Annotated in this window: 20 protein-coding genes and 1 riboswitch; of the genes, 15 read left to right on the top strand and 5 right to left on the bottom strand. The window is 64.6% G+C overall.

Annotation, left to right across the window (positions count from 1 at the left end; genetic code table 11):
• Positions 1-215: 215 nt before the first annotated feature.
• The 3 genes from ACVIJ6_RS08040 to ACVIJ6_RS08030 form a co-directional block, all read right to left on the bottom strand.
• Entirely contained in the window at positions 216-1490 is a 1275-nt protein-coding gene (locus tag ACVIJ6_RS08040) for an NAD(P)/FAD-dependent oxidoreductase (protein ID WP_456772261.1), read from the bottom strand.
• A gap of 111 nt (positions 1491-1601) precedes the next feature.
• Positions 1602-2135, bottom strand: a complete 534-nt coding sequence (locus ACVIJ6_RS08035) for a DUF805 domain-containing protein (RefSeq protein WP_456772260.1) — start codon at positions 2133-2135, stop codon at positions 1602-1604.
• A 328-nt stretch (positions 2136-2463) separates the two neighbouring features.
• Positions 2464-2970, bottom strand: a complete 507-nt coding sequence (locus ACVIJ6_RS08030) for a MarR family winged helix-turn-helix transcriptional regulator (RefSeq protein WP_456772259.1) — start codon at positions 2968-2970, stop codon at positions 2464-2466.
• 77 nt (positions 2971-3047) lie between these two features.
• Between ACVIJ6_RS08030 and ACVIJ6_RS08025 the strand changes: the two genes are divergently transcribed.
• From ACVIJ6_RS08025 to ACVIJ6_RS07985, 9 genes are all read left to right on the top strand, one after another.
• Complete coding sequence (locus ACVIJ6_RS08025) at positions 3048-4277, top strand: cytochrome P450 (RefSeq protein ID WP_456772258.1); 1230 nt, start codon at positions 3048-3050, stop codon at positions 4275-4277.
• 8 nt (positions 4278-4285) lie between these two features.
• Complete coding sequence (locus ACVIJ6_RS08020) at positions 4286-4609, top strand: 2Fe-2S iron-sulfur cluster-binding protein (RefSeq protein ID WP_456772257.1); 324 nt, start codon at positions 4286-4288, stop codon at positions 4607-4609.
• Between the two features lie 51 nt (positions 4610-4660).
• A complete protein-coding gene (locus ACVIJ6_RS08015) occupies positions 4661-5878 on the top strand; it encodes an ABC transporter substrate-binding protein (protein WP_456772256.1) in 1218 nt (405 codons plus the stop codon).
• A gap of 412 nt (positions 5879-6290) precedes the next feature.
• Complete coding sequence (locus ACVIJ6_RS08010) at positions 6291-7463, top strand: ABC transporter substrate-binding protein (RefSeq protein ID WP_456772255.1); 1173 nt, start codon at positions 6291-6293, stop codon at positions 7461-7463.
• A 142-nt stretch (positions 7464-7605) separates the two neighbouring features.
• Entirely contained in the window at positions 7606-8523 is a 918-nt protein-coding gene (locus tag ACVIJ6_RS08005; RefSeq protein WP_456772254.1) for a branched-chain amino acid ABC transporter permease, read from the top strand.
• Positions 8520-9467 carry a branched-chain amino acid ABC transporter permease gene (locus tag ACVIJ6_RS08000; protein ID WP_456772253.1) on the top strand — a complete coding sequence of 316 codons (948 nt, stop codon included), beginning with the start codon at positions 8520-8522 and terminating at the stop codon, positions 9465-9467. Before ACVIJ6_RS08005 ends, ACVIJ6_RS08000 begins: the two co-directional genes overlap by 4 nt.
• A complete protein-coding gene (locus ACVIJ6_RS07995) occupies positions 9460-10230 on the top strand; it encodes an ABC transporter ATP-binding protein (RefSeq protein WP_456772252.1) in 771 nt (256 codons plus the stop codon). Before ACVIJ6_RS08000 ends, ACVIJ6_RS07995 begins: the two co-directional genes overlap by 8 nt.
• 16 nt (positions 10231-10246) lie before the next feature.
• A complete protein-coding gene (locus ACVIJ6_RS07990) occupies positions 10247-10951 on the top strand; it encodes an ABC transporter ATP-binding protein (RefSeq protein ID WP_456772251.1) in 705 nt (234 codons plus the stop codon).
• Between the two features lie 410 nt (positions 10952-11361).
• Positions 11362-11511: a transporter gene (locus ACVIJ6_RS07985; RefSeq protein ID WP_456772250.1), complete on the top strand. Its 150-nt coding sequence runs from the start codon at positions 11362-11364 to the stop codon at positions 11509-11511.
• A gap of 8 nt (positions 11512-11519) precedes the next feature.
• Here the strand turns inward: ACVIJ6_RS07985 and ACVIJ6_RS07980 are convergent, their stop codons facing one another.
• A complete protein-coding gene (locus tag ACVIJ6_RS07980) occupies positions 11520-11885 on the bottom strand; it encodes a hypothetical protein (RefSeq protein ID WP_456772249.1) in 366 nt (121 codons plus the stop codon).
• A 216-nt stretch (positions 11886-12101) separates the two neighbouring features.
• Positions 12102-12204, top strand: a riboswitch (guanidine-I (ykkC/yxkD leader).
• Positions 12205-12279: 75 nt separating this feature from the next.
• Here ACVIJ6_RS07980 and ACVIJ6_RS07975 point away from each other — a divergent pair.
• The 6 genes from ACVIJ6_RS07975 (at position 12280) to ACVIJ6_RS07950 (ending at position 17584) form a co-directional block, all read left to right on the top strand.
• Positions 12280-13350, top strand: a complete 1071-nt coding sequence (locus tag ACVIJ6_RS07975; RefSeq protein ID WP_456772248.1) for a putative urea ABC transporter substrate-binding protein — start codon at positions 12280-12282, stop codon at positions 13348-13350.
• 340 nt (positions 13351-13690) lie between these two features.
• Positions 13691-14512, top strand: coding sequence for an ABC transporter permease (locus ACVIJ6_RS07970; RefSeq protein ID WP_456772247.1), 822 nt, complete (start codon positions 13691-13693; stop codon positions 14510-14512).
• Entirely contained in the window at positions 14512-15285 is a 774-nt protein-coding gene (locus tag ACVIJ6_RS07965) for an ABC transporter ATP-binding protein (protein ID WP_456772246.1), read from the top strand. Before ACVIJ6_RS07970 ends, ACVIJ6_RS07965 begins: the two co-directional genes overlap by 1 nt.
• A 41-nt stretch (positions 15286-15326) precedes the next feature.
• Positions 15327-16532: an agmatinase family protein gene (locus ACVIJ6_RS07960; protein WP_456772245.1), complete on the top strand. Its 1206-nt coding sequence runs from the start codon at positions 15327-15329 to the stop codon at positions 16530-16532.
• 134 nt (positions 16533-16666) lie between these two features.
• The gene (locus ACVIJ6_RS07955; RefSeq protein WP_456776930.1) at positions 16667-17044 is read left to right on the top strand and encodes a hypothetical protein; all 378 of its coding nucleotides are present in this window, start codon (positions 16667-16669) and stop codon (positions 17042-17044) included.
• Between the two features lie 123 nt (positions 17045-17167).
• On the top strand, positions 17168-17584 hold the full coding sequence (locus tag ACVIJ6_RS07950) for a DUF4231 domain-containing protein (protein ID WP_456772244.1): 417 nt from the start codon (positions 17168-17170) through the stop codon (positions 17582-17584).
• Between the two features lie 92 nt (positions 17585-17676).
• Here the strand turns inward: ACVIJ6_RS07950 and ACVIJ6_RS07945 are convergent, their stop codons facing one another.
• Complete coding sequence (locus ACVIJ6_RS07945) at positions 17677-18597, bottom strand: helix-turn-helix transcriptional regulator (protein ID WP_456772243.1); 921 nt, start codon at positions 18595-18597, stop codon at positions 17677-17679.
• Positions 18598-18650 lie beyond the last annotated feature (53 nt).

Here is an 18650-nt window from a genome sequence, read left to right as displayed (position 1 = left end):
GCCGTCGAGGGCCCGATGTCTGGCTTGCCATGTCCTTGCGCTCCGCTTCGCAGATCCTGCTGCGAACGTAGCAAGCCACGTGCCATTGTGTACATTGGCCGGAACTGGCAGCTCGCTGAAAATTGTTCGTTTTCAGTGATTTGCAGTAACCGCCCGGCACGGGCTTGGCGGAATTGTCCTGCGAAGCAGGCGAATTGCCTAAATAATAGTCGGCATCAATCCAATACCTTGCTGCTGCCCTGCGTGATCAGGCGAGCTGCGCGCTGGTCGCGGGCGTGAATCCACAGCCAGCTCAGCGCGACGCTGAGCCGATTGCGCAGGCCGATCAGAAAATAGATGTGGGCGAGCCCCCAGATCCACCATGCCAGGGCGCCGCGCAGCTTGATCCAGCCGAAATCGATCACCGCGAGCCGTTTGCCGATCTGGGCGAGACTGCCGGCGTGATGGTAACGGAACGGTCGCAGCGTGCGGCCGGCGAGCCGCGCCTTGATCGCCTCGGCGACGTAGCGGCCTTGCTGTTTCGCGGCCGGCGCAATGCCGGGCACCGGCTTGCCGTTCCAGGCCGCGATGGTCACTGTGTCGCCGATGGCGAAGATTTCGGGGTGGCCGGGCACGGTGAGGTCCGGCGCGACCTGCAGACGGCCGGCGCGATCCGCCGCTGCGCCGAGCCATTCCGCTGCGCGCGAGGCGCGCACGCCGGCCGCCCAGATGATGGTGCGCGTGTCCAGCCGCTTGCCGCCATAGACCACGCTGTCCGCGGTGCATTCGGTCACCGCCTGGCCCAGCACGACCTCGACGCCGATGCGCTCGAGAGATGTCAGCGTGTAGGCCGAGAGGTCTTCCGGAAAGCCGCCGAGCACCCGCGGTCCCGCCTCGATCAGCACCACCCGGGCTTCGTGGGTGTCGATGCTGCGGAAATCCGGCGGCAGCGTCGAGCGCGCCAGCTCGGCGATGGTGCCGGCGAGTTCGACCCCTGTGGGCCCTGCGCCGATGATCACGAAGGTCATCCAGGCTGCGCGCCGCGCCGGATCGCGCTCGCGCTCGGCGCGCTCGAATGCGACGAGGATGCGCCGCCGCAAGGTCGTCGCATCCTCGAGCGTCTTCAGGCCCGGTGCGAACGGCTCCCATTCGTCATGACCGAAATAGGCGTGGCGGGCGCCGGTCGCGAGCACCAGCGTGTCGTAGGTGACGTCAGTGCCGTCTTCGAACAGCACACGGCGGCCGGCCGCGTCGATCCCGTTGACGCTGGCGAACAGAGTGGTCACCTCCGGCCGGTTCCGCACCAGCGACCGGATCGGCCAGGCGATCTCCGAGGTCGCCAGCGAGGCCGTCGCAACCTGGTAGAGCAGCGGCTGGAACAGATGGTGGTTGCGGCGGTCGATCAGCGTGATGCGGACGGGCGCGCCGGCCAGCCGGTAAGTCGTTTCGAGGCCGCCAAAACCGGCGCCGACAATGACCACGTGATGCTGATTCTGGGCCTGACCCGTCATGAAGCTGGCTCTCGCTGCTGCGCCCCGGCTTCAAATCAAAACGCTACGCCTGGGTTGCTTCAAGCCCGTATTGGCTATGGTGCGATAGCGCCCGCCTATCGGCCGGCGTGATCAGTAGAGGCCACGGCCGGCGTCGCCGCCGGTGATGCGCGCGAGCCGCGCCTCAGTGGCCGGGACCCGGCTACCGCGGCCCGACGTCGGGGGCGAGCGGGTGATGGAGGGGCCGCCGGACGATGCGTCGTCGGCGCCGCTCGGGAAGAACAGCAGCGCAATGGTCAGGCCGAGATTGATCAGCGCGCCGGCCCATGTGCCGTGGTGTGATCCCGGCAACGCATAGTCTGGAAACCGGCCAGCGACGGCATAATCCAGCACCATGGCCGCGATCCAGCCCGGAATCACGCAGACCGGGTCCCAGCCGATGTCCCGGAAGCGCATCGCCTGCAGCATCACGTTCGCCCACAGGAACAGCGCGATCAGCACCACGATCGTCCCGCCCAGGACCATGCCGGGGATTTTGGGAATTGCGGCCAGCGCAACGACCACAATGGTCGCAAGGATCGCCGAGCCGACCCCGAGCCCGAGAGAGGCCAGGAAGTACTGCAGCCGTCCGAGGCGCGCATTGAATCCGAAGAAGAAGCCCAACATCCGCTGCTCCCGCAGTCCGCGCCGCAACGGGCGGATCTGACCGACAGTCGTAGCTGCGCGACATTTCCGGCCGCCTTCGTGGATGGCTAAAAGTTGAGACATCGCACCGCAGCGGTCCATCCGCTGCAAAGTTTATAGTTGCCAAAGCAACCAATATGTGGAACGGTTCGAGCCGTGAAGAAGAGAAGGCGCAGGAGGGCTTGCGCCTCGCACAGGGAATGGAAACGCCATGCGCTGCCTGCTCGCGGCAGGCGCGGTCGCTTGCGTGCGCGCCGACAGGCGGCCAAGCCGCGGTGATCCGCTCCGGGACCGATCGACCCGAGACGGCTTAGCTCGCGCTGGTGACGGCGTCGAGATTGTCGTGAATGCGGCGGAGCAGTGCGATCAGCATCTCCTGCTCATTCTTGTCGAGACACGCCAGCAGCCGCCGCTCGCGCTCCAGTGCGGCGACAATGACCTTGTCATGGGTGGCGCGGCCCTTGGCCGTCAGCGAGATCGAGTGGCTGCGGCCGTCCTGTGGATCGTTGCGGATCGCGATCAGGCCGCGGTCCTTCATCAGCGCAAGGGTGCGGCTGACCGGACCCTTGTCGAAACCGATGACGCTGCAGATGCGCGACGCCGGAATGCCGGGTTCGATCGCCAGCAGCGACATGATCCGCCATTCGGTGACGTTGACGCCGAAATTGCGCTGATAGAACGCGGTCGCGCTGTTCGACAGTTTGTTGGCGATGAAGGTGATGAAGGCCGGCACATAGCGGTCGAGGTCGAGCGTGAGGCCGTGGTCCTCAGGCTCGCGCGGCGGCGCTTTGCGCGGCGTTCTGATTTTCTCGCTCATGACCCCCAACGTCCATGCATCGCCAGTCATAGGGATAGGAAAAGCCGCATGACAAGGCCAAACTTCGGGAGCAACGCATGAACCCACCAGGTCTTTCCGCAGGCGCGGCCGGCACGCCGCCGCTCGCGATTCCGCATCTCGGCATCGATCCGTTTGCGATCTCGTTCTTCGATGATCCCTATCCTGCGCATGAGCAGATGCGCGAGGCGGCTCCCGTGGTTTACCTCGATCGATGGAATGTCTATGGCGTCGCGCGCTATGCCGAAGTCTATGCGGTCCTCAACGATCCCTTGACCTTCTGCTCCAGTCGCGGCGTGGGCCTCAGCGACTTCGCCAAGGAGAAGCCGTGGCGTCCGCCGAGCCTGATCCTGGAGGCGGATCCGCCGGCGCATACGCGCACGCGCGCGGTGCTGAGCAAGGTGCTGTCGCCGGCGGTCATGAAGCGGCTGCGCGACGGCTTCATGGCCGCGGCCGAGGCCAAGGTCGACGAACTCGTGGCACGCGGCTCGTTCGACGCCATTCCCGATCTCGCCGAAGCCTATCCGCTGTCGGTGTTCCCCGATGCGCTCGGTCTCCAGCCGGAGGGCCGCGAGCATCTCATTCCCTATGCCAGCCTGGTGTTCAACGCGTTCGGGCCCCCGAACGAGTTGCGCCAGCAGGCGATCGAGCGCTCGGCGCCGCATCAGGCCTATGTCACCGCGCAGTGCCAGCGCGACAATCTCACGCCGGGCGGCTTCGGCGCCTGTATCCATGCCTTCAGCGACAGCGGCGAGATCACGCCGGATGAGGCGCCGCTGCTGGTGCGTTCGCTGCTCTCGGCCGGCCTCGACACGACCGTCTACGGCATCGGCGCCGCGGTCTATTGCCTCGCCCGTTTTCCCGACCAATGGGCGCGATTGCGTGCCGATCCGTCGCTGGCGCGCAACGCGTTCGAGGAGGCGGTGCGTTTCGAAAGTCCGGTGCAGACCTTCTTCCGCACCACGACGCGCGATGTCGAACTCGGCGGTATCGTGATTCCCGAAGGGGAGAAGGTGCTGATGTTCCTGGGCGCCGCCAACCGCGATCCGCGCCGCTGGGAGCAGCCGGACAGCTACGACATCACGCGAAAAGTCTCCGGCCATGTCGGCTTCGGCTCCGGCATTCACATGTGCGTCGGCCAGCTCGTCGCGCGCCTCGAAGGCGAGGCGGTGCTGACCGCGCTCGCCCGCAAGGTCGGCGCGATCACCATGAGCGGCGAATCGAAGCGCCGCTACAACAACACGCTGCGCGGGCTGGAGAGCCTGCCGGTCACCTTCACTCCAGCCTGAGCTGTCCCATGACCATGATCACCTTCATTCATCCCGACAACCGCAGCGAGACCGTTGAAGCCGAGGACGGCGCCAGCGTGATGCTGGCCGCGCTCACCCATGGCGTCGACGGCATCGTCGCCGAATGCGGCGGCAATGCCGTTTGCGCCACCTGCCACGTCTATGTCGACGACGCCTGGACGTCGAAGCTCGATCCGGTCTCCGACGACGAGGATGCGCTGCTCGACGGTACCGCGGCCGAGCGCCGGCCGAACAGCCGGCTGTCCTGCCAGATCAAGGTGCAGCCGGCGCTCGCCGGGCTCGTCGTCCGCATTCCGGAGCGGCAGAGCTGATTTCTTTCGGTAACGACAACAATGAAAACAAACAACAGGGGAAGGAACATCATGACGCAATTCAAGACGTTTGCGCTCGCGTTGGCCGCATCGTTCGGCGTGGCGGCGGCATCGGCCGGCGAGATCTCGGACAATGTCGTGCGCGTCGGCGTGCTCAACGACATCTCCGGCATCTTCCAGGACACGAACGGCATGGGCTCGGTCGAGGCCGCGCGCATGGCGGCCGAGGATTTCAACGGTGGCGGCAAGGGTATCAAGGTCGAGATCGTCTATGCCGATCACCAGAACAAGGCCGATGTCGGCTCGGCGATCGTGCGCAAATGGCTCGATGTCGACAAGGTCGATGCTGTCGTCGATGTACCGAACTCCGCTGTCGGCCTCACCGTCAACGAGCTCCTGCGCAACAGCCGTATGACCTTCCTGGCTTCGTCGACCGCGAGCTCCGACCTCACCGGCAAGGCCTGCTCGCCGAACACGATCCAATGGGTCAACGATGCCTGGGCGACCGGCAACACCACGGCGGCCGCGATGATGGGGCGCGGTGGCAAGGACTGGTACTTTATCACGGTGAACTATGCACTCGGCCAGGGCATCGAGGCCGAGGCCACCAACTACATCGAGAAGCACGGCGGCAAGGTGCTGGGCTCGGCCAAGCATCCGCTCGGCACCACAGATTTCGCCTCGTTCCTGCTGCAGGCGCAGGGCTCGAAGGCCAAGGTGATCGGGCTGGCGAATGCCGGCGGCGATACCATCAACGCGGTCAAGCAGGCCGCCGAGTTCGGCATCCAGCAAGGCGGCCAGAGCTTGGTCGCCTTCCTGCTGTTCATCAACGACATCCATGGCATGGGCCTGAAGGCGGCGCAGGGCCTGCAGCTGCTCGAAGCCTTCTATTGGGACATGGATGACGACACGCGCGCCTTCGCCAGGCGCTTCGCGGCGCGTCCCGGCATGAACGGCAAGATGCCGAGCGGCAACCAGGCCGGCGTCTACGCCTCGACGCTCGCTTACCTCAATGCGGTCGCGGCGACCGGCAGCGATGATGCCAAGGACGTGGTGCCGCAGATGAAGACGGTGAAGGGCAAGGACAGGTTGTTCGGCGACGTGACCATCCGCGCCGACGGCCGCGTCGTGCATCCGATGTACCTGTTCGAGGTGAAGAAACCGGAGGAGTCGAAATATCCCTACGACTACTACCGGCTGGTTTCGACGATCCCGGCCGACCAGGCGTTCCGGCCGATCGCTGACGGTGGGTGCGCGCTGGTGAAGTAAAGCGGTCCGCTTGGACGAGGCGCCCATCGAAGCTCAAAGTCGATCCTAAGAGCGGTCGCTCATTGGTCACTCCGTCATGGCCGGGCTTGTCCCGGCCATCCACGTCGTTCAACGGCTGCCGCTCGCCGTGGATGGCAGGCAAGCCCGGGCATGACAATATATTGGGCTTGCTCTCGACTCTGATTGGCTTCCGCTGCCCGTCGGAGGTATCTTGTGCTGTGCTGCAGTATCCTTAACAGGCACTATAGTTCTTGCCTTTGCCCGTTTCCGGGAATTATGGTGCATGGATCGAGGGTGCGCGAAACGACGATCGCGCGATGGAGCGCTGCGACGAAACGTCGCCGCTTGTCGCGCTGCCGCGTGCCAGTGACGTAACAACGATAAGAACGACGTGATGAGGGGAGGGAAGACCATGAAGACGAGCTTCTGGCTGGCAGGTGCCGCGGCGCTGCTGTTTTCGAGCACGGCCTTTGCCGGCGACACCATCAAGATCGGCTTCGTCTCGACATTCAGCGGTCCGACGGCGGTGATCGGCAACGACATGCGCAACTCGTTCGAGCTCGCGCTCGACCATCTCGGCCGCAAGATGAACGGCAAGCCGGTCGAGGTGGTCTACGAGGACGACCAGCAGAAGCCCGACGTCGGCAAGCAGAAGACCGAGAAGCTGGTGCAGTCCGACAAGGTCGACTTCATCGTCGGCTACATCTGGTCGAACGTGCTGCTGGCCTCGCTCAAGACGGCCGTGGATTCCCAGACCTTCCTGATCTCGGCCAATGCTGGGCCGTCGCAGCTCGCAGGCGAATTGTGCTCGCCTTATGTGTTCTCGACCTCCTGGCAGAACGACCAGACGCCTGCCGCGATGGGCCTCTATATGAACCAGAAGGGCGTCAAGTCGGTGTTTTTGATCGGCCCGAACTATGCGGCCGGCAAGGATATGCTGGCGGGCCTGAAGAGCACCTTCAAGGGCCAGATCGTCGGTGAGGAATATACGGTGTGGCCCAGCCAGCTCGACTTCTCGGCCGAGTTGTCCAAGGCGCGCGCCTCGGGCGCCGAATCCATCTTCGTATTCTATCCTGGTGCGGCCGGCGTGCAGTTCCTCAATCAATATTCGCAGGCCGGCCTCAAGGAGAAGATGCCGCTCTACACCGCCTTCACGGTCGACGAATTGTCGCTGCCGCTGCAGAAGGAGAACGCGCTCGGCGTTCCCGGCGCCCAGCAATGGGTCAACGACCTGCCGAACGAGCAGAACAAGACCTTCGTCGCCGACTATCGCAAGAAGTACACCGGCCTGCGTCCGACCTATTACGGCGCCCAGGCCTATGACGCGGCGCAATTGATCAATAGCGCGGTGGTTGCGGTCAAGGGCGACACGTCCAAGAAGGACGCTATGAAGGCCGAGATGGAGAAGGCCAACTTCAAGTCGCTGCGCGGCGCGTTCAAGTTCGGCAATAACCACATCCCGATCCAGAGCTTCTACCTGCAGGACGTGGTCAAGGACGCCGATGGCCAGCTGTCGTTGAAGACGGTCGCCACCATCGTCGAGAACGACCAGGACCGTTTCCACGACAAGTGCCCGATGAAATAAGCAGAAGAACTCCCGGCCGGAGCGGGAATCGGCCTGGAATTTGCTTGAAGCTTAAAACATCTCCGTTCTAAGATCCGGACGGGCATGGCGGCAGCTCCTGACACGGTTCTGCCGCCGTCTTTTTGAGCGTGAAGTGAGGGGCATGCTTCTCGTCGTCGAACAATTCCTGAACGGGCTGCAGTTCGGACTGCTGCTGTTTCTGCTGGCTGCCGGCCTGACGCTGGTGTTCGGCATCATGGACCTCGTCAACCTCGCCCATGGCTCGCTCTATATGATGGGCGCCTATTTCGCGGCGACCTTCGTGGCCTGGACCGGCAGTTTCGTGCTCGGCGCCGTGATGGCGCTCGGTGCCACGCTTCTGCTCGGCATCGTGCTCGAATTCACGGCACTCCGGCATCTTTATGGGCGCGACCATCTCGACCACGTGCTGGCGACCTTCGGCCTGATCCTGTTCTTCAACGAGGCGGTTCGGCTGATCTGGGGGCCTGCGGGATTGGCGCTGCCGCTGCCGCCGTGGCTTGCCTTCCCGGTCACGATCATGCCCGGCATCCAATATCCCGCCTATCGGCTGGCGATCATCGTCGTGGCGCTGCTGGTCGCGCTGCTGCTTTATCTCGGCGTCATGCGCACCCGCATCGGCATGCTGATCCGCGCCGGCGCTTCCAATCGCGAAATGATCGGTGCGCTCGGAATCAACATCAAGCTGCTCTACACTCTGGTGTTCGGCCTCGGCGCCGCGCTCGCCGGCCTCGCCGGGCTCATGCAGGCGCCGATCCTCACGGTGCAGATCGGCATGGGCGAGAACATCCTGATCCTCGCCTTTGTCGTTATTGTCATCGGCGGCATCGGCTCGATCCGCGGCGCCTTCATCGCGGCAATCATGATCGGCCTGATCGACACCATGGGCCGCGCCTTCCTGCCCAATCTGCTGCGCCAGGTGCTGAACTCGGCCGCGGCCTCCACTGCGGCGCCGGCGATGTCGTCGATGCTGATCTATCTCCTGATGGCGATCGTGCTGGTGGCGCGGCCTGAAGGTCTGTTCCCGGCCAACCGCAGATGAAATCACAGCTCAACGTCTCGACCCTCGTGGCCGCCCTCGTCGTGGCCGGTCTCGTGCTGCTGCCGGTCTATTCGAACCTGACCGGCAACATCTTCATCCTCACGCTGTTCACCCGCATCGTGATCCTGGCCTTGGCGGCCGTCAGCCTGAATCTGATCATGGGCTATGGCGGCATGATGAGCTTCGGCCATGCCGCCTATCTCGGCATCGGCGGCTACGCCGTCGGCATCCTGGCGCAGGAGGGCATCGGCTCCGGCTACGCCCAGTTCGCGGTCGCGATCGCGGTCTCGGCGCTCTATGCGCTGGTGATCGGCGCGCTGTCTCTGCGCACCCGCGGCGTCTATTTCATCATGATCACGCTGGCGTTCGCGCAGATGGCCTATTACGTCGCCTCGGGCTTGGCCCGCTATGGCGGCGACGATGGCCTGACCGTGTACAAGCGCAGCGATTTCGGCAGCCTGATCAATCTCGGCAACCGCGTGCAGTTCTACTATCTCTGCCTGTTCTGCCTGCTGGCGGTCGTGGTGCTGATCTGGCGTATCGTCAATTCGCGCTTCGGCCTGGTGTTGCAGGGCCTGCGCTCCAACGAGCAGCGCATGCAGGCGATCGGCTTCCCGTCGAAGCGCTACAAGCTCGCCTGCTTCGTCATCGCCGGCATGCTGTGCGGGCTGTCCGGCGCGCTGCTCGCCAACAACACCGATTTCGTCAGCCCCGCCGTGATGTACTGGACCCGCTCCGGCGACCTGATGGTGATGGTCATCCTCGGCGGCATGGGCACCCTGATGGGGCCGGTGGTTGGCTCCGTTGCGTTCCTGGTGCTGGAAGAGGTGCTGTCGCAGCTCACCGAATATTGGGCGCTGATCATGGGGCCGCTGCTGCTGCTCGTCGTGCTGTTCGGCCGGGGCGGCATCATGGGCATGCTCGGGAGATTGAACCGTGGCTGAACCGCTGCTTCGCGTCGACAATCTCGTCCGCCGCTTCGGCGGCATCGTGGCCACCGATCACGTCTGCCTCGATGTATCCAAGGGCGAGATCCACGCCATCATCGGCCCGAACGGCGCCGGCAAGACCACCCTGATCAGCCAGCTCACCGGCCATCTCGCGCCGCATGCGGGCCGCATCTTCTTAGGGGGCCGCGACATCTCGCATTTCCCGGCCTACAAGCGCAGCGCGCTGGGGCTGGCGCGTTCGTTCCAGATCACCTCGCTGCTGACCGACTTCACTGCGGCGGACAATGTCGCGCTGGCGGCGCAGGCCCATGACGGCCGGCATTCCTTCCGGTTCTTCGCCAATGCGCGCAAGGAGAAGACGCTGCGCGACACCGCGCGCGCCGCACTGGAGCGCGTCGGCCTCGGCCATCGCGCCGACGTGCTGGTCTCCAAGCTCAGTCACGGCGAGCAGCGTGAGCTGGAGTTGGCGGTCGCGCTCGCCACTAAGCCGCAACTGCTGCTGCTCGACGAGCCGATGGCCGGCCTTGGGGTCACCGAATCGCAGCGCATGGTGAAGCTGCTCAATGAGCTGCGCAAAGAGGTCTCGATCGTGCTGGTCGAGCACGACATGGAGGCGGTGTTCGCGCTGGCCGACCGCATCTCGGTGCTGGTCTACGGCCGCATCATCGCCTCGGGCAAGCCGGACGAGATCCGGCAGAACGAGGAGGTCAAGCGCGCCTATCTCGGCGATCAGCACGTGGTGGTCGGCCATGGTTGATCAGGGGACAAGCGCCATGCTGCTCGAGGTCGACGGCATCGAGACCTGCTATGGCCTGAGCCAGGTCCTGTTCGGTCTGTCGCTGGCGATCCGTCCCGGCGAGATGGTCTCGCTGATGGGCCGCAACGGCATGGGCAAGACCACCACGATCCGCTCGATCATGGGCCTGACCCAGGCCCGCGCCGGAGTGATCCGGTTCAGCGGCCAGGAAACGCGCAAGCTGCCGTCCTACCGGATCGCCCAGCTCGGCATCGGCCTCGTGCCGGAGGGGCGGCAGATTTTCCCGAATCTCACGGTCACCGAAAATCTCGTGGCGGCCTCCACCAACCGGCTCGGCGCCGCCGATCCGTGGACGCTCGACAGCATCCATGCGCTGTTTCCGCGGCTGGCCGAGCGCGGCAGCAACATGGGCAACCAGCTCTCCGGCGGCGAGCAGCAGATGCTGGCGATCGGCCGCGCGCTGATGACCAATCCGAAACTGCTCATCCTCGACGAGGCGACCGAAGGCTTGGCGCCGCTGATCCGCGAGGAGATCTGGAACTGCCTGTCGCTGCTCAAATCGCGCGGGCAATCGATCCTGGTGATCGACAAGAATGTCGAGCATCTCACCCGCATCTGCGACCGCCACTACATTATCGAGCGGGGCCGTACCGTCTGGCACGGCACGTCTGAACAGCTGATGGCCGAGCCCGAGCTGCAACACCGCTATCTCGGGATTTGACAGTCATTCTCTGCGGCAGACGCAGTCTGTGCCTCCTCCGCTTGCGGGGGATGTCGCATCGCATCGACAGATGCGATGCGGGTGGGGGAACGCTCCGGAAAGACTGCCGTTGTAGCGCCTCCATCCCAACCCTCCCCCCCTCCCGCAAGCGCAGGGCTACCGCATTTGACGAAAGCAGTGGTGCGCTCGACCGTCTCCACATCGTCATGGCCGGGGCTTGTCCCGGCCATCCACGTTGTTCGGCACTCTGAGAAGCCCGGGCATGGCGGAGTCACTAACTGCCGGCTTGCTCGTCGCCGAATCCGGCAGCCAAGCTGACATGTGCCGTTTTTTCGCATTGAGATGCGTTCGGGCCGGACCTATTCTCTCAGGGTAGTAGTTTGTTTTGCCTTTTATCAAAGGTCGAGCAAATGCGGGCGCATCCCATCGACATCCAAGCGCAGAACAAGCCGGTATCCGGCCGGCGCGGCTTCTGGTCAAACCACCCCGACATCGAGACGCTGCTGTGCCTTGCCTTCATGCTGATCGTCGGCGTGATCGTGAAGCTCACACCGGCCTGAGCGGCGCGTCAGCGCGCGAATGGAATATACTTCTGATACTCCCTCGGCACCCGGCTGCGGTAGCGCGAGGGCACGGTCCCGCTGCGCAGTGAGTCCTCGACTTCCCTGCGCGTGCTGGTCTTGGTGCGCTTCTGCTTCGGCGCAGTCGCCTCCTTGGCCGGCTTGGCGTCACCCGTCTTGTCGGCCGAGGCGGCCGGTGCGGGCGTTGCATCCGGGGCGGGGCTTGCGGCGGGCGCGGGCTGGGCCGGGGCAGGCTGGACCGGGGTAGGCTGAGCCGGCGCATCGGCGGCGGGCGCGCTCTGCGCGACGGCGGCTCCGGCGGAGAAACTCAAAGCCAGAACGGATGCAAGTGCGACCCGGGACAACCTGATCATGTCGACGAAACCCCAAAAAGCGTGTCGGTTGATACTGGTCTGATGAGGTCGCCTGCGTGCGCCGCCGGGTTCATGCCCGGCACATGGCTCACGTCGGCCGATGGTCCCATCGCCCAACTTCAATTCGTGCTGCCAATTTCTTGGGCACAGCGTGCGATTGCTCGTGTTGAATCGCAAGCATTTTTCTCTGGCACGAGGATTGCTGATCTCATGTTCAGAGTTGGCAGCTAGGGTTCCGGTTCTCTCGATGAGAACGCTGGTCCGAGAGCAGCCGCCAGGGGAGAGCCCTGGTGCACGGCGGGATAAAAACCCGGGAGACCTCAGTGGCCGCGCTTGGCAGGCTCGAGGTTGTATTTGCCAGTCCGCAGGTCACAAAACCGATGAGGGACTGGACATGTTCAAAGCACGAAATCTGTTTGTTGCCCTGCTCGCGGCATCGACCCTGGCGACCGCATCGCTGTCGCCTGCGTTTGCCGAGAAGAAGAAGGAATTCAACATCGCCTGGACGATCTATGTCGGCTGGATGCCGTGGCCCTATGCCGCGGAATCCGGGATCGTCAAGAAATGGGCCGACAAATACGGCATCTCGATCAAGGTCACCCAGATCAACGACTACGTCGAGTCGATCAACCAGTACACCGCGGGCAAGTTCGACGGTGTGACCGTCACCAACATGGACGCGCTGACGATCCCCGCCGCCGGCGGCGTCGACACGTCGGCCATCATCATGGGTGACTACTCCAACGGCAATGACGGCGTGGTCCTGAAGAAGGGCAAGACCCTGGCCGATATCAAGGGCCAGAAGGTCAACCTCGTCGAGCTCTCGGTGTCGCATTATCTGCTGGCGCGCGGTCTGGAGACCGCGAAGCTGTCGGAAAAGAACATCAAGACGGTCAACACGTCGGATGCCGACATTGTCGCGGCGGCGAAGTCGCCGGACACCACCGCGGTCGTCACCTGGAATCCGCAGCTGCTCGAAGTGAAGGCCGAGCCCGGCGCAACCCTGGTGTTCGACTCCAGCAAGATCCCCGGCGAAATCGAGGATCTCCTGGTCGTGAACAGCGCCACGCTCAAGGACAATCCGGAGCTCGGCAAGGCGTTGGTCGGCATCTGGTACGAGACCATCGCGCTGATGAAGGACCAGAGCGAAAAGGGCAGGGCCGCGCGTGAGGCGATGGCCAAGCTGTCGGGCACCGATCTCGCGGGCTTCGAGACCCAGCTCAAGACCACGTTCATGTATTACGAGCCGAAGGACGCGCTCGCTTTCATGACCGGGCCGGAGCTGCCGAAGATCATGGATCACGTCCGCACCTTCTGCTTCGACCACAATCTGCTCGGCGAGAACGTGAAGTCGAAGGATGCGGTCGGCATCTCCACGCCATCGAAGGCGCTGGGCTCGACCACCAATGTCAAGCTGCGCTTCGACCCGACCTACATGAAGATGGCCGCCGACGGGAAGCTCTGAGTTTCTGCGCAGCCGGTTTCAACCCTCATCCTGAGGAGCTCGCGTCAGCGAGCGTCTCGAAGGATGAGGCCTCCACCGGGCCTCATGGGTCGAGACGGCGCTCACGCGCCTCCTCACCATCAGAAGGGGCGGATCGTAGCCCGGATGAGCGGAAGCCGAAGCCCGGAGGGCGAAGGCGGATGCGATATCCGGGGTCTCACGAGGCGTCGCGTGTGAACCCGGATGTCGCTTCGCTCATCCGGGCTACGCGGGCTCGTCACCATGAGGATTTGGCGCCGAGTGCGGCGCTGCACATCGACCATGACCATCGTGCCATGGAGAGGATTGAGGGAGCGTAGCAATGCCGCGTGCCATGAACGTCGTTCCGAACCGGGGCAGCCGGATGCTGCTGGCGTTCCTGCCGTTCCTGCTGATCGCCCTCATCTACGTGGTCGGCTCGGCGCAGCGGCGCGCTGATAATCCCGACGACAAGCTGCTGCCGCCGGTCTCCGAGATGGTCGCGACGTCGAAGCGGCTCGCCACCGAGCCGGATCGCCGCTCCGGCGATTACGTGCTGTGGTCGGATACGGCGGCGAGCCTGCAGCGCCTCGCGCTCGGGCTCGGCATCTCCGCGATGATTGGTCTCGTGCTCGGGCTTGCGATCGGGTTGCTACCGATCGCCGGCGCCGGTTTCGGCACCTTGGTCGCGGTGCTCTCGATGATCCCGCCGATGGCGGTGCTGCCGGTGCTGTTCATCGTGTTCGGCCTCGGCGAATTGTCCAAGGTGGTGCTGATCATCATCGGCGTCACGCCGACGCTGGTCCGCGACCTCTCGCTCGAAGTCCAGAACATGCCGCGCGAGCAGCTGATCAAGGCGCAGACGCTGGGGGCATCGACCTGGCAGGTCGCGATCCGTGTGGTGCTGCCGCAGATCATGCCGCGGCTGATCCAGGGCCTGCGCCTGATGATCGGGCCCGCGTTCCTGTTCCTGATCTCGGCGGAGGCCATCGCCTCCGACGTCGGGCTGGGTTATCGCATTTTTCTTGTCCGGCGCTATCTGTCGATGGACGTGATCCTGCCCTACGTCGTCTGGATCACCTTGCTCGCCTACATCTTCGACTACGCGCTCATCTGGTTCGGCCAGCGCGCCTTCCCCTGGGCCTATGCGGGAGCGAGCCGCTGATGAGCACGTTGTCGTTCCGCAACGTCTGGGTCGAGTATGGCAACCAGGTCGTGCTCGAGCGGATCAATCTCGAGATCACCTCCGGCACCTTCCTGTCGATCGTCGGTCCCTCCGGCGCGGGAAAAAGCACGTTCCTGCGGCTGATCCTCGGCCAGGAGCGGCCGAGCCAGGGCGCCGTGCTGCTCGACGGCGAGCCGTTTCCGGCCGAACCGGGGCCCGACCGCGGCATCGTGTTCCAGCGCTATTCTGTGTTTCCGCATCTGACCGTGCTCGGCAATGTGCTGCTCGGCTATGAGCTCGCCGCCCGCCCGTTCACGGCGCGGCTGATCGGTATCGCGCGCAAGCAGGCGGTCGAGAAGAGCCGCGCGCTGATCGACGCCGTGGGTCTCGGCGCTCACTGCGACAAATATCCGAGCGCGCTGTCCGGCGGCATGCAGCAGCGGCTGGCGATCGCGCAGGCGCTGGCCAAGCAGCCGCGCGTGCTGCTGCTCGATGAGCCGTTCGGCGCGCTCGATCCCGGCACCCGCGCGCAGATGCATGCGCTGATCAAGCCGCTGTGGCGCGAGCACAAGATGACCATCGTGATGGTCACCCACGACATCAAGGAGGCGTTCGGCCTGGCCACGCGGCTGATTGCGCTCGACCGTCCCCGCAAGGATCCGCAGGCGCCTGAACGGTTCGGCGCCCGCATCACCTACGATCTCGATCTCACCCGCGAGAGTCCTGTGCCCGTGCTCGGCTTCATCCGTGCCAGCGTGCAGGCGGCGCAATAGTCAGCCTCAAGAAACGTCGAAAGAAACGAAGGAGAGTTTTCATGTCGTTCCCGTCCTTGCGCCGCACGCGCCATGCCGGATTGCAACAACAGCGCCGAAGCATGCGCCGTCACCATCCGGATTTCGACAAGATGGCGACCCAGGGCTGGCAGGCGCTGGAGGCCGAGGGCAAGCTGCCGAGCAATGGCTGGCGCAAGGAGCGGCAATGGGCGCTCGACATGGGTCTGCCCGGCGCCGACACGCTGACCGATCGCGAGATCCCGACCTTCGCACGCGGCGAGCTGCCGCATTTCGCGGGCATCAACACCTTCATGAAGGCGCCCTATGTCGAGAACGTCCGCGACGTCGGCAAATATGACGCCGCGGTCATCGGCATCCCCTTCGATTCCGGCACGACCTATCGCCCCGGCACCCGCTTCGGGCCGCAGGGCATCCGCCGCATCTCCGCGCTCTACACGCCCTATAATTACGAGCTCGGCGTCGACCTGCGCGAGCAGATGACCCTGTGCGACGCCGGCGACGTTTTCACGATTCCCGCCAATCTGGAAAAGAGTTTTGACCAGATCAGCCGCGGCGTTGCGCATGTGTTCTCGTCCGGCGCGCTGCCGATCATGCTCGGCGGCGACCACTCGATCGGCTTTCCCTGCGTGCGCGGCATCGCGCAATGCACCGACAAGAGGATCGGCATCATCCATTTCGACCGCCATATCGACATCCAGGAGAAGGATCTCGACGAGCGCATGCACACCACGCCCTGGTACTGGGCGACCAACTTGCCGAACGTGTCGCCGACCAACCTGGTGCAGCTCGGCATCGGCGGCTGGCAGGTGCCGCGCGAGGGCGTCGAGGTCGCGCGCAAGCGCAACACCAACGTGCTGACCATCGCCGACATTGAGAAGATCGGCCTGGAGAAGACCGCCGAGATCGCGCTCGAACTGGCCTGGAAGGATGCCGACGCGGTCTACATTTCGTTCGACGTCGACTCCATCGATTGCGGCTTCGTGCCCGGCACCGGCTGGCCGGAGCCCGGCGGTTTCCTGCCGCGCGAGGCGCTGAAGCTGCTCGGCCTCGTCGCCGCCGAGGGCCTGTGCGGCCTCGAAGTGGTCGAGGTCTCGCCGCCCTATGACACCTCGGACATCACCGCGCTGATCGGCGTCCGCGTCGTCGTCGAGGCGCTGGGCTCGATGGTCGCGCATGGCAAGCTCGGCAGCCACAAGCACATCATCAACAAGCCGGTCAGCTATTGAGGCCCTTGATGCGACATCATCACCACGGCCATCATCATCACGACCACGGCCATTCGCATGGTCATGATCATCCTCATGATCACGATCACCCGCCGCACGGCCCAGGGCATAACCATCCCCACGGCCGCTCACCGGTGCAGTGGCAGACGCCGCATCAGCCGGAGGGCGCCAAGCCCGCCCCAGTGGTCGAGCCGGATCTCGACAAGGTTGAAGCCGCCTTCGTCGACGGCTTCATCGCCGCGCCGGATCCGACCAGCTTCCTGCGGCTCGCGCGCATTCCGTTCGAGATCCTGCGCGACGGCGCGAGCCTCAAATTGCTGCGCGTCGAGATCGATGCGCTCACCGATGTGGGAAGCCTGACGCCGCATCTCGGCGGCGGCACCTTCCGCTACGATCCCTTGCCGTCGAACTTCATCTCCCGGCGGCGTCGTCTGCGCTTCATCTATTTCGATGGCGCCGGCCTCACGCCGCTGACCTATGCGGAGCTGCGGGAGCTCGAGATCCCGGGCTGATCTGCGCCGTCATTCGCTCATACGGCCGGCTCGTGCTTGCGCGACGCCGGCCGTTGTCGTTGGATTGTCTCTCAATCATGGGCTGTGCCGGCCTTCCAGGCCGGCGCGACGGGGGAGGGGACGATGGCCAATGGACATGGGCAGGAAGCGGGCGCGGATTTCGTCGCGCGCACACTGAGCGATGCGCTGCGCTGGAGCGGCCGGGGGCAGAAGCTGTGGAGCTTCGCCAATCACGGATCCACGGTCTGCGTCGTGGTGTTCAGCGCCACGGCTGCGGTGCTGTCGCAGACCAGCAGCGCCATCTTCGGCTATGATGCGAAGACCGCAGCGACGGTGTTGTCGCTGTGCGTGACCATCATCTCGACGGTGCAGTCAAAGCTCGGCTTTGAGCGCAAATGGGTCGCCAACCGGCTGACTCACAGCGCGCTCAACCGCCTGCTGCTGGACGAGAAAACCGGCGCTGACGTGCAGGACACCAAGGAAAAGCTGAAGACGATCCTCGAAGCGCACGACCGCGCGATCGCCGCAACGGGTGGCTGATTCATTCCGCCGCCACTCTTGTCATTTCGGGGCAAGGCCGAACGCTTTGAACCCGGAATTTTGTGTCGGGTCGTGATTGCTGAAGGACCAGCTCATCCCCGCGCGAAGATCCGGGCCTCGTTGGCGATGACAGGCTGCACCACCTCGTTCAGCCGCACCGCGGCCGCTTCGACCGTCAGTCCCGCGGTGTCGACCACCGCATTGGCCCGCGCATAGAGCGGCTCGCGGCTCACCAGGATGTTGCGCAGCTCGGCCATCGCCGAGCGATCGTCGGCCATCGGCCGCAGATCGCCCTGGCCGCGCACGCGCGCCATGTGCTCCTCCGGCTTTGCCTTCAGCCAGATCGTGTAGAACGCGTTGAGGATCAGGTCGAAGGTGACGGGCTCGGAGACGATGCCGCCGCCGGTCGCCAGCACCATCAGCTCTTTGCGCGCGAGCAGTTGCTGCAGCGCCGCCTGCTCCATGCGGCGAAATCCCTCCTGGCCATAGAGCGCGATGATCTCCGCGACCGACAGACCGGTCTGCCGCTCGATCTCCTTGTTCAATTCGACGAAGCTCCAACCGATCCGTTCCGCGAGCATTTTGCCGAGCGTGGATTTGCCGGCGCCGCGCAAGCCGATCAGTGCGATGCCGGAGAACGATCGCCGCAGCGGCGCCGACGCGCCGCCCGCGAGCAGATCCTTGACCTCGGCGATCTGGCTCGGGCTCGCCTTCTTCAGGAGGTCCCGGATGACGGGCCAGTCCGGCGACGGCTCGCTGCCGGGAATGATGTCGTCGAGCGGCGCGTTGATCGCGTTGGCGATCCGGCGCAGCAGCACGATCGAGACGTTGCCTTTGCCGCTTTCGAGCTGGGCGATGTAGCGTTCGGAAATGCCGGAGACCTGGGCCAGCACCTTGCGCGACATGCCGGCAAGGCCGCGCATCCGCCGCACCCGCTGGCCCAGCTGGTCGAGGAAGTCGGTCTCGGCCGCGGACTGGCCGTCGTCGCGCGGAGCGTCGCTGTCTGGCGTCATATTCCTGAGGCACTCTTGTGACTCGGAAACATAATGCCGGGAAGGATTGACAG

It is taken from the genome of Bradyrhizobium sp. USDA 4369, from assembly GCF_054056435.1.
The sequence above is the reverse complement of the archived record's forward strand: the minus strand, read 5'-3'. Positions and strand labels throughout refer to the sequence as shown.

What these genes read in the sequence shown, in the direction of transcription:
- ACVIJ6_RS08020 (WP_456772257.1), top strand. Translation starts at nt 4,286, where the DNA reads ATGACCATGATCACCTTCATTCATCCCGACAACCGCAGCGAGACCGTT.
- ACVIJ6_RS08015 (WP_456772256.1), top strand. Translation starts at nt 4,661, where the DNA reads ATGACGCAATTCAAGACGTTTGCGCTCGCGTTGGCCGCATCGTTCGGC.
- ACVIJ6_RS07990 (WP_456772251.1), top strand. Translation starts at nt 10,247, where the DNA reads ATGCTGCTCGAGGTCGACGGCATCGAGACCTGCTATGGCCTGAGCCAG.
- ACVIJ6_RS07970 (WP_456772247.1), top strand. Translation starts at nt 13,691, where the DNA reads ATGCCGCGTGCCATGAACGTCGTTCCGAACCGGGGCAGCCGGATGCTG.
- ACVIJ6_RS07985 (WP_456772250.1), top strand. Translation starts at nt 11,362, where the DNA reads ATGCGGGCGCATCCCATCGACATCCAAGCGCAGAACAAGCCGGTATCC.
- ACVIJ6_RS07975 (WP_456772248.1), top strand. Translation starts at nt 12,280, where the DNA reads ATGTTCAAAGCACGAAATCTGTTTGTTGCCCTGCTCGCGGCATCGACC.
- ACVIJ6_RS08025 (WP_456772258.1), top strand. Translation starts at nt 3,048, where the DNA reads ATGAACCCACCAGGTCTTTCCGCAGGCGCGGCCGGCACGCCGCCGCTC.
- ACVIJ6_RS08035 (WP_456772260.1), bottom strand. Translation starts at nt 2,135, where the DNA reads ATGTTGGGCTTCTTCTTCGGATTCAATGCGCGCCTCGGACGGCTGCAG.
- ACVIJ6_RS08030 (WP_456772259.1), bottom strand. Translation starts at nt 2,970, where the DNA reads ATGAGCGAGAAAATCAGAACGCCGCGCAAAGCGCCGCCGCGCGAGCCT.
- ACVIJ6_RS08000 (WP_456772253.1), top strand. Translation starts at nt 8,520, where the DNA reads ATGAAATCACAGCTCAACGTCTCGACCCTCGTGGCCGCCCTCGTCGTG.
- ACVIJ6_RS07980 (WP_456772249.1), bottom strand. Translation starts at nt 11,885, where the DNA reads ATGATCAGGTTGTCCCGGGTCGCACTTGCATCCGTTCTGGCTTTGAGT.
- ACVIJ6_RS08005 (WP_456772254.1), top strand. Translation starts at nt 7,606, where the DNA reads ATGCTTCTCGTCGTCGAACAATTCCTGAACGGGCTGCAGTTCGGACTG.
- ACVIJ6_RS07965 (WP_456772246.1), top strand. Translation starts at nt 14,512, where the DNA reads ATGAGCACGTTGTCGTTCCGCAACGTCTGGGTCGAGTATGGCAACCAG.
- ACVIJ6_RS07945 (WP_456772243.1), bottom strand. Translation starts at nt 18,597, where the DNA reads ATGACGCCAGACAGCGACGCTCCGCGCGACGACGGCCAGTCCGCGGCC.
- ACVIJ6_RS08010 (WP_456772255.1), top strand. Translation starts at nt 6,291, where the DNA reads ATGAAGACGAGCTTCTGGCTGGCAGGTGCCGCGGCGCTGCTGTTTTCG.
- ACVIJ6_RS08040 (WP_456772261.1), bottom strand. Translation starts at nt 1,490, where the DNA reads ATGACGGGTCAGGCCCAGAATCAGCATCACGTGGTCATTGTCGGCGCC.
- ACVIJ6_RS07950 (WP_456772244.1), top strand. Translation starts at nt 17,168, where the DNA reads ATGGCCAATGGACATGGGCAGGAAGCGGGCGCGGATTTCGTCGCGCGC.
- ACVIJ6_RS07960 (WP_456772245.1), top strand. Translation starts at nt 15,327, where the DNA reads ATGTCGTTCCCGTCCTTGCGCCGCACGCGCCATGCCGGATTGCAACAA.